Source organism: Cobetia sp. 1CM21F, from assembly GCF_023161745.1.
In the GTDB taxonomy this organism is placed as follows: Bacteria; Pseudomonadota; Gammaproteobacteria; order Pseudomonadales; family Halomonadaceae; genus Cobetia; species Cobetia amphilecti.
Map to the genome: position 1 here is coordinate 178237 of NZ_JALNTQ010000001.1, position 13811 is coordinate 192047.

A 13811-nucleotide genomic window follows, 5' to 3' on the forward strand; every position below is an offset into this window, starting at 1 on the left:
TGGAAAGATTGATTGATGACAGAGCTTGATGACAGAGCTTGATGACAGGGAGGGCGACTGGGCTTGTTGACTGGATTTGATGACCCAGCTTGATGACCGATCTTGATAGCAGACTCATGAATGAATCATTGGCACAGGGACGGTGCCTTTCATGAAGATAAAGCTGAGAGGAAACCACAACTTGGCATCAGACAAGCACAGCAGTTGACGGGTATTTGTTCTGCGACTTTTGTCGCAAGCGAGGTTTTTCCACAATGAATCCGGGATTAACGCTCAGCGATGCGCTCGGTGATGCAGGAATCCGCGTCAAGACGCATGGTTGTCATGAATCCTTCATTCTTGAGCCCTAGAGTATGCTCACGCCAGACAACCGACCGATGGATAGGTTCAGGAGTGGTGATCGAAAACAGTGTTTTTTTCTGTTGCACATCCTGAAAGCCCGGTATATGGTTTCCCTGCGAGCATTGGATAATAACTAGGCCACAGAGTTTTAGAGGCGTCATCAAGCGCCCGGAACCTTGGTCACTGCCACCGGCAGACACGATCGAACAGTTAACGCTAGTTAAGGAACTATCGCGATGAAAAAGACACTTCTGGCTACTGCCATCGCCGGCGCTGCTGCCCTGGCTGCTACTTCTGCTTCCGCTGCTACTGTCTACAACCAGGACGGTACCAAGCTGGACATCTACGGTAACGTGCAGCTGGCATACTCTTATGTCGACCAGCTCGGCGGTGATCCGGAAAGCGAACTGGGTGACAACGGTTCTACCTTCGGTGCCAAGGGCGAGCACAAGATCAACGACGATATCGTTGGTTACTTCAAGGCCGAGTGGGAATACGACGCTGACGAATCCAAGGGCGGCGGCAACGGCCTGAATGATGGCGACCAGTCCTACGTCGGTGCCAAGGGCTCCTTCGGTGACGCGCGTATCGGTTCCTGGGATCAGCTGATGGATGACTGGATCCAGGATCCGATCACCAACAACGAATACTTCGATCTGACTGACTCCAGCAGCAACATCTCCGATGGGACTGATACTTCTTCCCAGACTCGTGAAGGCAACAAGCTGCAGTACATGTCTCCGGTCATGGGCGGCATGCAGTTCGCTGTCGGCTCCAACTTCGAAGGTGATGGTGAAGACGAGAACGTCACTGATTCCAACCAGGCCTCCTTCTTCGCTGGTGCCAAGTACACCGTCGGCGGTTTCTCTCTCGCCGCCGTGTATGACAACCTGGACCAGTTCGAAGCCACCAATGGCAGCGACATCGGTGACCAGTACGGTATCACCGGTCAGTACACCGTCGATGCCCTGCGCGTTGCTGTGAAAGCCGAGCGTTTCGCTGCTGAAGCTGACAACGCTGATGTCGATTACTTCGGTATCGGCGCGCGTTACGGCTACGGCATGGGCGACGTCTACGGCGGCTACCAGTATGTCGATGCAGACGATGGATCTGATCTGGCTGCCGACAACGGCGGCGACGACAGCTTCAACGAATTCAACCTGGGTGTGACTTACAACATCTCTTCCGCGATGTACACCTACATTGAATACGCCCAGTACGACCGTTCTGGCGATAATGGTGACGGCGCTGCAGTCGGCATTTACTACGGCTTCTAAGACGTCTTCAATCGTCTAGCAAGCTAACGAAAGCCGGTCCCTCGGGGCCGGCTTTTTTACGTCTGTCTCTTTTGTGATGACTGACTCCCTCCCTGTCCGATGAAGGGAGGGTGGCCAATGCGCAAGCATGAGCGTCATGGTCACGAAAAAGCCCCTTTGATCTGATGATCAAAGGGGCTTTTATCATGCGCCTCTCAGGGAAATCATAGCGCTGGCGGATAACCGGTCAGCGCAATTATCTGGCCATCATTTCATGGCGTCGAGGTCTTCACGCTTGGGCAGTGCAGCATAGGCACCCGGGCGAGTCACGGCGAAGGCGCCGCAGGCCGCAGCACGCTCCAGTGCGGCGTTGAGGTGACTCTCGTCTTCGCACCAGTCGCTCAGGTTGTCGGCATTGATGCCGGCTTCGCTGAGGGCTGACAGGAAGCCCCCGATGAAGGCGTCGCCACCGGCCGTGGTATCGACCGCCTTGACGGTGGGCGGCGTGATGCTGACGGTCTCGATGTCGCCGCTCTGCTTGCGCACCAGGGCACGGATCACGCCCGGGCCATCGGTGAGCACGATCAGGCGCACACCGGCCTTCAGGCGCGCTTCGAGCCAGTCGGTCTGCGGCTGACTGCCGGTCAGTGCCTCGACCTCTTCCTGGGACAGCTTGAGGATGTCGGCGTTGTCCAGCAGCCGCGTGACCAGGGTCACATCGACCTGCTGGTTCGGCCACAGGTTGTGACGCAGGTTGGCATCCACGCTGACCAGGGAGCCTGCAGCACGTGCGCGTGACGCCAGCACGAAGCTGGTGTCCGCGATGCCGGCATCGGTCAGGCTGTTGCTGCACAGGTGGAAGATGGCGGGAGTCGCGAACAGCTCAGGCCCGGCGTGCTCCGGACGGAACAGCAGGTCAGCAGCCGGCGGACGATAGAAGTCGAAGCGGCGTTCACCCTCTTCATCGCGAGACACGAAGGCGAGCGCGGTGCGCGCATGGCTGGTGCGCTTGACGTGATCCATCTGCACGCCATGAGCGCTCAGTTCGTCGTGCAGGAAGTCACCGAAGCTGTCCTGACCCAGCATGCCGACGAAGTGACTCGGCAGGCCGAGGCGGGCACAGGCCACCGCGACGTTGGCCGGTGCGCCGCCCGCGTAGGGCGTGAAGGTTTCCTGCTCGACGGCCTGGCCGCCGAGCTTGTTGGAGAGCATGTCGACGAGCGCTTCGCCGAACGCGATTACCGGAGTCATCAGGAGGAGGTTTCCTTGCGAGTGGTCGTCGTGGAGCCTTTGGCTTTCTTGCCCGGCTTGTCGTTGCTGTCATCCGCCTGGGTGGCGCCACCGGCAGGGAAGTGCTCGCGGACCAGTGCCAGCAGGCCCTGGGTGGACGGATCGAAGGCCTTCACGTCGGTATCGATACGCGCGCTGATTTCCCCGGCGATGCGCTTGCCGAGCTGCACGCCCCACTGGTCGAAGGAGTTGATGTTCCAGATCACGCCCTGCACGAAGACCTTGTGCTCGTAGAGGGCGATCAGTGCGCCGAGATTGCGCGGGGTCATCTCATCCAGCAGCAGGGTGCTCGACGGGCGGTTGCCCGGGCAATTGTAGTGCGGATCGAGGTTGCTGCCATCCTGGCTGCCTTCCATGAAGGCGTTGGCCTGCGCCAGCATGTTGGTGATCAGCGCGAAGTGGTGCTCTTCGGTGCCCGGCTCCGGTTTCAGCGAGGCGATGAAGTCGATGGGCACGTAGCGAGTACCCTGGTGCAGCAGCTGGAAGAAGGCATGCTGGCCGTTGGAGCCGGTCTCGCCCCAGACGATCGGGCCGGTCTTGTAGTCCACCGGACGGCCGAAGATGTCGACCGACTTGCCGTTGGATTCCATGTCCAGCTGCTGCAGGAAGGCGGGCAGCTGATGCAGGGCCTGGTCGTAAGGCACGATGGCCTGGGTCTCGGCACCCATGAAGTTGATGTACCAGATGCCGATCAGCGCCATCAGGACCGGCATATTCTCGGCCATCGGCGCATTGATGAAGTGCTGGTCCATCTCATGGGCGCCTTCCAGCAGCTCCATGAAGCCTTCATAGCCGATGGACAGGGCGATGGGCAGGCCGATGGAGGACCACATGGAGTAGCGACCGCCAACCCAGGCCCAGAATTCGAAGACGTTCTCTTCGCGAATGCCGAATTCCTTGGCCGCCTTGCGGTTGGTGGAAGCCGCGACGAAGTGGGCGCCGACGTCGGCATCCTGGCCGGCGTGCTCCAGGAACCAGCGGCGCGCCGTCTTGGCGTTGAGCAGGGTTTCCTGGGTGGAGAAGGTCTTGGTGGAGACGATGAACAGCGTGGTGGCCGGATCCAGGCGCTTGAGCACCTTCTGGATGTGGTTGCCATCGACGTTGGAGACGAAGTGGAAATTGATTTCCGGGTGGCGATGCTTGAGCAGCGCACGGCAGGCCATGTTGGGGCCCAGATCAGAGCCGCCGATGCCGATGTTGACCACGTCGCGAATCCGCTGGCCGTCGAAGCCTTTCCACTCACCGCTGCGCACGGCTTCCGAGAAGGCGCGGATCTGCTCGCGCGTCTTGTGGATTTCCGGCATCACGTCCTTGCCATCGACGATGACCGGCGTGTTGGTCTGGCTGCGCAGTGCGGTGTGCAGCACCGGGCGATTCTCGGTGACGTTGATGATGTCGCCGGAGAACATCTGCGCGCGACGTTGAACGAGTGCAGAGTGCTCAGCCAGTTCGACCAGCGCCTCCATCACCTCATCGGAGATGTGGTGCTTGGAGTAGTCGAGAAACAGGCCGCCGACGCGCAGGCTCATCTTCTCGAAGCGCTTGGGATCCGCCGCGAAGTAATCGCGGATGCGGTCGTTGCGGGTCACCTCGCCCAGCCGGGTCAGCGCCTGCCAGGAAACACTACGGGTCAATTGCAGCATGGAAGTGTCCATCGTATGGGTTGTTGAAGTTCATCGGGGCGGGTCGCATTCTGTGGCGGCCCGACGCACGCTTGCAGGCGAGGCGAGAGTCACTGTCAGCCGAGAGTCGTGTCGATGACACGATTCAGGCGCTTGGCGCTCTCGGTTGGTCGACAAGGTGCGCAAGGGGCCGGCCACGCCGTGAGCCGCGTGGCCGGCTGTCATTCACTCGCCGCTCGTCTCATAACCGCTCAGCGGTGAGATGTGCTGGGCCAGCAGATGCTGAGCGCCCGGCGGCAGCCAGACCGGATCGAGGCGCGTACAAGCGGTCTCGACACACAGGAAGCTGCGCGCATTCTCGACGCTGGTGTCGGCCGGCGGCGCGTCCCCGGGATGCCAGACCACCGTGGAGTCAGAGCCCTGCTTGGCGATGCGCAGCTGACGCTTGCCGTCCTCGAGCACCTGAATCTGGCTGGTCTGGTAGATGCGATCCAGCGGGCCGCGCACGCCCAGTTCGCCCTGCTGGTCGAAGCGCGAGAAGTCCTGGCGCTTGTCCAGGTAGCTGGCGCCGGCCAGACCGGTGACGCGACATTCGAAGGCATTCGGCACTGCGAAGTAGGTATGCAGCGCGCCGGTCATCTTGATCGGGGCCTCGCCACGGTTTTCCGTGATCAGCTCGACCTTGAGGAAGCGGCGGCTGGCAAAGATCACCACGCGCGGAGAGAGGGCGGCGTGCAGCGCTGAGACCGGTGAGGCATGGATCTCGACGCCTTCCTCTTCCTCGTCCACCGCATCGATGCGCCAGTCGGCCTTGCGAGCGGGGCCGTGCAGTTCGCTTTCGCCCTCGGGGAATTCATCCGCGAACCAGGGCCAGCACAGCGGAATGCCGCCGCGAATGCTGCCCGGCAGGGCAGCGGGCGTTTCCGTCACCCACAGCCAGGGAGAATCGCCCGTCGGCTGATAGTGCAGCACCTGAGCCCCCTGGTGGCAGACCACCAGCTCGCCCCACTCCTGGTTGAGGATCAACAGCGAGCGGCCCTGCCATTCGACAGTGCGTTGGCCAGCGGTGTCGGCGATCAGTGCGCGCAGACTTTCGGGGATCATCTCGAGCTACCTCGATGGTTCAGGAGGTGGCGGTGCATCATGCCACCTCTTCATTGTGCAGAGCCTCGGCGGCGCCCAGCAGGCCGGTCCACGGCGCGGTCACCACCCAGGTGGGTATCGCGGCATTGTAACGGCTCAGACGATTCTTGTCGGTGAAGGCGTGGCGGAAATCGCTGTGCATCAGCAGATCCAGGTTGCGCGGCAGCACGCCACCGCACAGATAGACCCCGCCACGCGCCCCCAGCGTGAGTGCCGCATCGCCGGCGACCGCGCCAAGAATCTTCATGAAGCGCATCACGGCATCAAAGGCGAGAGCATTCTGCGGTTCATCGTGATGCAGGTGCTCATGCGCTGCCTGGCTGACGTCAGCGGCGCTTGCCAGTGGTGATTCCTGCTGACGCAGCTCGCCCAGGGCCTGATAGATCTCGAGCATGCCCTGGCCACACAGCAGGCGCTCCACCGAGACGCGACCATGGCGACGGCGGAAGATGCCGAGCAGGCCATCCTCGATCTCGTCGGTGGGGGCGAAGCTTGCATGTCCCCCCTCGGTCGCGAGCGGAATCCAGTTGTGCGTGCCGCGCACCAGACCCGCCACACCCAGGCCAGTGCCGGGGCCGATCACCAGACGTGGCGAGGCCGCATCGCCACTACCTTCGGTGAGCTCCTCACCGATGGCCAGACGTTCGCTGGCCTCGATGTGGGGCACGCCCAACGCCATGGCGGTGAAATCATTGAGGCACTTGAAGCGCTCAAGCCTCAATGATTCGCGCACCTCGCGCTTGAGAAACGTCCAGTGATTGTTGGTCATGCTGACGCGTTCATCATGCACGGGGCAGGCGAAGGCCAGACAGGCCTCGACGGGTTGCTCGGCCTCTGACAGGCCCAGCATCCGATAGTAGGCCTGGATGGCCTCCTCGAGTCCGGCATGCTCGGCGCAGGCGAGCGTCTGGATGTGCTGCAGGGTGTGGCTGCCCGGCTGGACAAGTGCCAGCCGGGCATTGGTGCCACCGATATCGCCTACTAGAGCAAGGCGATGGGAGGTGTCGCGGGTCATCGTCCGGCATCCTTCCTTTGCGTCAGTGCCTCAGGAGAGTGACAGGGTGCGCCCATCACATCAGGTCGTGGCCGCTGCCCGGCAGGTCGCCGTAGCCTGCAAAGCTGGAGGCGCCTTCCTCGGCACCGCCGACCAGTGAGCGCATGCCGGAGAACAGCTCGCGGCCCAGGCCGTGATGATAGCTGTCGCGAGTGATGGTCTCGGCCTCGCGCTCGGCCCATTCGGCTTCATCGACCAGCGCCGTGAGGGTGCCGGCATTGGCATCCAGGCGGACCACGTCACCTTCGCGCAGGCGTGCCAGCGGGCCGCCGTCGAGCGCTTCCGGCGTCATGTGAATGGCAGCCGGGACCTTGCCCGAGGCGCCAGACATGCGGCCATCCGTCACCAGTGCGACCTTGAAGCCGCGGTCCTGCAGGATGCCGAGGTAGGGCGTCAGCTTGTGCAGTTCCGGCATGCCGTTGGCACGCGGACCCTGGTAGCGCACCACGGCGACCATGTCCTGCTCCAGCTCACCGGCTTCGAAGGCGGCCTTCATCTCATCCTGGTCGCTGAACAGTTTCACCGGCGCTTCGACGAGACGATGCTCTTCCTTGACGGCAGAGACCTTGATCACGCCGCGGCCGAGGTTGCCGTCCAGCACGGTCAGGCCGCCTGTCGGGGCGAACGGGTTGGCCACCGGACGCAGCACATCCTCGTCGAGGCTGTCGGTGGGGCCGTCCTTCCAGACCAGCTTGCCGTTCTCGAGGAAGGGCTCGCGGACATAGCCGGCCAGGGTGCCACCGTCCTGGGTGGGGATGTCGTGAAGCAGACCCGCCTTGAGCAGTTCACGGATCAGGAAGCTCATGCCGCCGGCCGCCTGGAAGTGATTGATGTCGGCCTGGCCGTTCGGGTAGATGCGCGTCAGGCTCGGCACCACCGCGGAAAGCTCGGTGAAATCATCCCAGGTGATGGTCACGCCCGCAGCGCCGGCCATCGCGACCAGGTGCAGGGTGTGGTTGGTGGAGCCGCCGGAAGCCAGCAGGCCGACCATGGCATTGACGATGGCGCGGGCATCGATCTGGCGATAGAAGGGACGGTAGTCGCCGCCGACTTCACTGTTGCGGATGGTCTGCTCGGCGGCGTGACGCGTCAGGGCTTCGCGCAGCGGGGTACCCGGATTGACGAAGGACGCGCCCGGCAGGTGCAGGCCCATCAGCTCGACCATCAGCTGGTTGGAGTTGGCGGTGCCATAGAAGGTGCAGGTGCCCGGGCTGTGGTAGGACGCGGACTCGGCTTCCAGCAGCGCATCGCGGCCGACCTTGCCTTCGGCGAACAACTGACGGACACGCGCCTTCTCGTTGTTGGGCAGGCCGGAGGGCATCGGGCCGGCCGGCACGAACAGCGTCGGCAGGTGGCCGAAGCGTGCGGCGGCGATGAACAGGCCCGGGACGATCTTGTCGCACACGCCGAGGAACAGGGCGCCATCGAACATGTTGTGCGACAGGCCGACAGCGGCGGCCATGGCGATCAGGTCGCGCGAGAACAGCGACAGCTCCATGCCCGGCTGACCCTGGGTCACGCCATCGCACATCGCGGGCACGCCGCCGGCGAACTGGGCGGTGGAGCCCATCGCCTGGACGGCTTCCTTGATGATGCGCGGATAGTCCTCGAACGGCTGGTGGGCGGACAACATGTCGTTATATGACGAAATAATGCCCAGGTTGGCCGAGTTCATCAGCTTGAGACGATTCTTGTCGGTCTCGCCACAGGCGGCAAAGCCGTGCGCCAGGTTGCCACAGGAGAGCTCGGAGCGGTGTACACCGCGGCGCTGCTGGCTTTCCATCAACTGCTCATAGGCGGCGCGGCGTTCGCGGGAGCGGTCGATGATGCGCTGGGTCACGTGCTCTACGGTCTGGTTGACTGACATGCTCTTACCTCATGTATCAGGCGGCGCAGGGCGCCGAGGCTGGCGAAAGAAAGCGTTTCCCGCTGTGTGGGCGTGCTGCTATCCGGCGACGCTATCCAGTGGTGATGGCGGTGTAAAGCCTCTGGCCTCACTCGTGTCGCGTCGTTCGGTTACCGGGGTAGCCTACAGTAGCGCGTCATGGCGCTAGAGAAACGGTTTTGTTCGGAATATTCGGTAAATTTAACAAAAAAACTGCTTGAAGACTGGACGACTTTCGGCCAAATTATGGGAAAAGCGTGTAGGATAATTTCACGGAACGCATTGCAGGCTTTCGTTCCTGGATCAGGTCTGGTCCTGCACCCGCCATACGCCACAGGAGTTGAGTCATGACATTACGCGTCGCCATCAATGGTTTTGGTCGCATCGGTCGCAACGTGCTGCGTGCGCTGTATGAAGGTCAGTACAACGATCGTATCCAGGTCGTCGCCATCAATGATCTGGGTGATCCGAAGCTCAACGCTCACCTGCTGAGCCGCGATACCGTCCACGGCCGTTTCGCCGAGACCGTCTCGCACGACGAAGAGAACCTGTTCGTCGGTGACGACAAGATCCGCATCCTGGCCGAGCGTGACCCGGCCCAGCTGCCGTGGTCCAGCCTGGACATCGACCTGGTGATGGAATGCACCGGTCTGTTCACCAAGCGTGCTGCCGCTGCCAAGCACATCGAAGCCGGCGCCAAGCGTGTGCTGATCTCCGCGCCGAGCGGCGATGCCGATGCGACCGTCGTGTTCGGCGTCAACGAAGATGTGCTGAAGGCCGAGCATCAGGTCGTCTCCAACGCGTCCTGCACCACCAACTGCCTGGCGCCGGTCGCCAAGGCGCTGAATGATGAAGTCGGCATCGAGAATGGCCTGATGACCACCATTCACGCCTACACCAACGATCAGAACCTGTCGGATGTCTACCACTCCGACCCGTACCGTGCCCGCAGCGCGACCCATTCCATGATCCCGACCAAGACCGGTGCCGCCGCGGCGGTGGGTCTGGTGCTGCCGGAACTGAACGGCAAGCTGGATGGTCTGGCGATCCGCGTGCCGGTCATCAACGTGTCGCTGGTCGATCTGACCTTCACCGCGTCACGTGATACCTCCATCGAAGAGATCAACGCCATCGTGGCCAAGGCCGCCGAAGGCTCCAGCGTGCTGGCAGTAAACGAGCTGCCGCTGGTGTCCATCGATTTCAATCACGATGCACACTCTTCCACCTTCGACAGCAATCACACTCGCGTCAGCGAAGATCGCCTGGTCAAGGTCATGGCGTGGTACGACAACGAGTGGGGCTTCTCCAACCGTATGCTCGACACTGCGCTGGCAATGCAAGCCGCCAAGTAAGCGCTTGGTGAATTCCGCGCGGCCGTTGATCCCTCATCGATCAACTCAAAAGGCCGCGCGGGACAGCAAGAATTCGGGGGCCTGTCAGTCTGTCGGCAAGACAGGAGGGCAGGCTCCCAACAGGTGAGGACGAGTGGCCCGAGGATTCTCGCGTCGCGCTCAGGCTCCACGGACAAGGCAATGCCATTCGTCCCCTTTGAATCGGTGGTCGGTCAGGGTTGGCGCCAAGACCGGCTTCGATGCTGCTCGGAATGACATCGCGTCATCCATTTTTGAACCTCTCCCAATGGGAGAGGTTTTTTTTGCGCACCATAAAAGTGCGGGAGGTGCTTCAGGGCGCAAAGTGTCGTTGTCTTGCGTCAATGGCGTGACCTTATGGCAACTTTTCTGAGCACGATCGCGACAGAGTTGGGTCAGGTGGTGTGAAACGTGCGCTGATACGTCGAGAAAGGTGGTCAACATGTCGTCATCGTAATTCACGGTCGAGTGAAATTAGCGAAACTGTGGCGGTGTGTTACACTTCGCACCTGTTGGCCTTGCGTCTATCGGTGAGCCAGGTCATGACAACGTCAAATCATGCAGGCGGCCCTATGGCCTGCGAGTGATCCATTGTTGTGCGCAATTCAGGGAAGGTATTGCCACACTGCCGCACACTTTCCGGCAGTTATCTCGACTTCCACAGCAGGCTGTCTCAGATGCACGATGCCATCCGCGAAGCTCATGAATTGATCGGTGCTACCTTGCGCGACCCGCGTACCCAGCGCGAGGGCAAGGTCGTGGGTATGGACCTGGGGCGTGAGCAGCCGGCGATCTATGTGCTATGGCAGGAAAGTGCCGCAGCGGAGCGCATCGGCATGGAGCCGGACGATTTTCGCGCGTTGCTCGAGCACCTGCGGGCGCGCCTGCCGGTCAAGGCGCCTTCCGCCCAGCAGGACAAGGACAGCAGGCAGTCGCGGCGTCACAAGCGTAAGGCCCCGCGCACCACTGCCAAGCCGGCTGGCGAGGGCAACGACGGCCGCAGTGGCGCACATGATGCCCCGTCCTCTTCGCTCATCGACGATGCCATGCCGCGTTCCGCGCAAGGCTAGATCTTTCCAGGCCAGCTCTGATCAAGGCCAGCTCTGTTCAAGGTGAGCTCTCAAAAAAGCCCGAAGCTTATGCTTCGGGCTTTTTGCATCCATGAGGTTTTCCCTTCGGCGCCGCTTGCGTGATATTCGCCCACAACATTGCGCCAGCGCTGCCGATAAGGGAGATAGTCAGACGCAAAGGCAAAGGTCGCAATCGTTCATATGCCGTCATCTGCCCGGATCTTCGCGCAACCAAGCGTTGGGGGTACTGCTGGCTGCCAGCGCCATGGATAGGGCATTCTTGAGCAAACCGCATGACAGAGAAGGGGTTTCACGTTGCCTGAATCATTCGCGGATAGTCGTTTGCTGCAGCATCATTATGCTGTCGTGGCAGATGTGTTGTTCACGCTCAGTGCTGATGGTCAGCGCCTGATTGCCATGAATGCAGCGGCGGAACGCCTGCTGGGATATACGGTGCGGGATTTTCTCAAGCAGCCGGAGCTCTGGCTTTCGCTGGTGATCACCGCCGACCGGCAGCGATTGAGTGACTTTCGCGCCTCGCTGGGGCGGGTCGAGCGCACGACGTATCGCATGCGCGACCGCAGCGGGCAGCTGTTGTTGCTCGAGGAATGTCTGTGGAGTTCCGGTGTGGGGCATCCGCTGTGTGGACGAGTGACGGATATCACGCAGCGTGACAAGGCCAATGAACAGGAGCAGCAGCTGGCGCGTGCCTATCGTCTGATGATGGTGCGCAGCCGTGACCCGATGGCGATCCTGCTGCTCAAGGATGAAAGTCTGGTGATCAGTCATGCCAACCCGGCCTGGCACCTCTATCACGATGCGGCCTGTGCGCATTCCCGCCTCACGCTTGAGCACCTCTACCTCCCTCATGTCCTGCGTAGCCTCGAGAGAGCCGAACCCTGGCAATGCGATATCAGCCTGTCGCTGCCGCGGGGGGAATCCAGGTTGTCCGTGCAGATGGTCAGTCTGGGACGCTCGCTCGCCGACGAGGGGCGTCAGGTGGCCGTGATGGCGCGCGACATCACCCAGGTACATCAACGCCTCGAGCATGTGATCGACCAACAGCAGCGTCTGGCGCGGCGGGTGGATGAGACACCCGGCGCGCACTACGCGACCGCTGGTGAATGGCCGCCAGAGGAATTGGAGTATCTGTCGGCAGGCAGCGAGGCGCTCACTGGGCTCTCGCATGATCTGCTGATGGCAAGCCCGGGCCTCTGGCAAGCCAGGTTGGCGCCGGATGAGCTGGCCATCTGTCAGCAGCACTTTGATGAGGCCGTGCGGGAGCGCCATAGTCGTCTGAGTCTGTGTTACGCCTTCGTACATGTGGATGGGCGCAAGCGCTATCTCCAGGATGACATGCAGCTGAGTTACTCCCCTGAGGGGAAGGTCACTGCCGTGCTCGGCAAGCTCAGTGATGTCACCCAGCGCGAAGCGCATCGGCGCCAATTGGACAACCTTGTCCAGCAGATGCGCGGCGTCGTCTTCCAGTGTCGCCTGAGCCAAGAGGGCGAGCTGCGTTATACCTACCTCTCGCCGGTTGCCTCGCAAGTGCTGGGGCTCGACCCGCAGGCCGTCATCGACGACCCCATGCTGCTGCTGGCGCGCATCGCGGGTCGCGAGCGTGAGCAGCTGCTCATGTCACTGCAGACCAGTGCCCAGCAGCAATCGCCCTGGGAGGCGGAGATACGCTATCAGCATCCGGATGGTCAGGAGCGCAGGCTGGCGTGTGTCGGGCTGCCGCAGATGATCGACTCCCCCGAGGGCGGCGTGATCTGGAATGGCTATTGTGATGATGCCACCGCCCGATACCGTATCGAGGATGAACTGCGCCAGAGCGAAGAGCGCTATCGCTTCATCCTCAACTCCGTCAGCGATCTGGTCAGCATCGAGGACTCCCACGGCATCTGTCAGTACATCAGCCCCTCGGTGGAAAAGCTCTGCGGTTATCGCCCGCAGGAGATCATCGGCCAGGAGATCAAGCAGCTGATCCATCCCGATGACATGCTGCGCATCGCGCAGGAGGTCCATCGTGCCGCCTGTCTCGGCGAGGTATTTCGAATCGACTTCAGGATTCAACACAAGGCCGGGCATACGCTGTGGTTCGAGTCGATCTCGACGCCCTCGATGGACCCCGCCACCGGGCGTTATCAGCGCGTGCTGTCGGTGTCGCGCAACATTCATGAGCGCAAGCTGGTCGAACAGCGCCGTGAGCATGAAGCGATGACGGACGCCATGACAGGCGCCATGACCCGAGCCAGCTTCCTCGACACGCTCGAGACCCTGCTGAGCTCGTCATCGCGGGAGCAGATGGCGTTGATCCTGTTTGATATCGACCACTTCAAGCGCGTCAATGACACTCACGGCCATGCGGCGGGCGATCAGGTGCTGATCAGTCTTGGCGAGGCGTGTCGTGCCCAGCTGCGGCGCGATGACTGCTTTGCGCGTCTGGGCGGCGAGGAGTTTGCCGTCCTGCTCACCGATGCCGGTACCGCCACCGGTGTCGGCATGGCCGAGCGCCTGCGACAGCAGATCGCGGCGCTGGAGGTGCGCTTCAAGTCGCTGACACTGCGCTGCACCATCAGCATGGGAGTGGCGACACCGCTGCCGGGGGAGACCCGGGATGGCTACCTGCACCGTGCCGATATGGCGCTCTACAGTGCCAAGCGCAGCGGTCGCGATCGGGTGGTGCTGGCATCGCAGTCCTTGAGCGAGGACAATTGAGCCAATACCGGTGATCAATCGGGCACACCTGCAGCCGGTGTCTCAGGTTGTGGATCGC

General features: G+C 61.9%; 9 protein-coding genes. 4 read left to right on the plus strand and 5 right to left on the minus strand.

Annotation, left to right across the window (positions count from 1 at the left end):
* The first annotated feature begins 578 nt into the window (after nt 1–578).
* Nucleotides 579–1619, plus strand: a complete 1041-nt coding sequence (locus MSG32_RS00700) for a porin (protein WP_107336186.1) — start codon at nt 579–581, stop codon at nt 1617–1619.
* A 246-nt stretch (nt 1620–1865) separates the two neighbouring features.
* On the opposite strand, the gene MSG32_RS00705 is transcribed toward MSG32_RS00700, so the two are convergent.
* From MSG32_RS00705 to edd, 5 genes are all read right to left on the minus strand, one after another.
* Nucleotides 1866–2849 carry a carbohydrate kinase gene (locus MSG32_RS00705; RefSeq protein ID WP_054555573.1) on the minus strand — a complete coding sequence of 328 codons (984 nt, stop codon included), beginning with the start codon at nt 2847–2849 and terminating at the stop codon, nt 1866–1868.
* Nucleotides 2849–4531: a glucose-6-phosphate isomerase gene (gene pgi / locus MSG32_RS00710; RefSeq protein ID WP_054555572.1), complete on the minus strand. Its 1683-nt coding sequence runs from the start codon at nt 4529–4531 to the stop codon at nt 2849–2851. Before pgi ends, MSG32_RS00705 begins: the two co-directional genes overlap by 1 nt.
* A 204-nt stretch (nt 4532–4735) precedes the next feature.
* Nucleotides 4736–5614: a D-hexose-6-phosphate mutarotase gene (locus tag MSG32_RS00715; RefSeq protein ID WP_248376930.1), complete on the minus strand. Its 879-nt coding sequence runs from the start codon at nt 5612–5614 to the stop codon at nt 4736–4738.
* A gap of 37 nt (nt 5615–5651) precedes the next feature.
* Complete coding sequence (gene glk, locus MSG32_RS00720) at nt 5652–6668, minus strand: glucokinase (RefSeq protein WP_248376931.1); 1017 nt, start codon at nt 6666–6668, stop codon at nt 5652–5654.
* 55 nt (nt 6669–6723) lie between these two features.
* Nucleotides 6724–8574 carry a phosphogluconate dehydratase gene (gene edd, locus MSG32_RS00725; protein WP_054555569.1) on the minus strand — a complete coding sequence of 617 codons (1851 nt, stop codon included), beginning with the start codon at nt 8572–8574 and terminating at the stop codon, nt 6724–6726.
* A gap of 365 nt (nt 8575–8939) precedes the next feature.
* Here edd and gap point away from each other — a divergent pair, with 365 nt between their 5' ends.
* The 3 genes from gap (at nt 8940) to MSG32_RS00740 (ending at nt 13753) form a co-directional block, all read left to right on the plus strand.
* On the plus strand, nt 8940–9944 hold the full coding sequence (gene gap, locus MSG32_RS00730; protein ID WP_043331416.1) for a type I glyceraldehyde-3-phosphate dehydrogenase: 1005 nt from the start codon (nt 8940–8942) through the stop codon (nt 9942–9944).
* A gap of 695 nt (nt 9945–10639) precedes the next feature.
* Nucleotides 10640–11032, plus strand: a complete 393-nt coding sequence (locus tag MSG32_RS00735; protein ID WP_248376932.1) for a hypothetical protein — start codon at nt 10640–10642, stop codon at nt 11030–11032.
* Nucleotides 11033–11398: 366 nt separating this feature from the next.
* Entirely contained in the window at nt 11399–13753 is a 2355-nt protein-coding gene (locus tag MSG32_RS00740) for a PAS domain-containing protein (protein ID WP_248376935.1), read from the plus strand.
* Nucleotides 13754–13811: the final 58 nt, after the last annotated feature.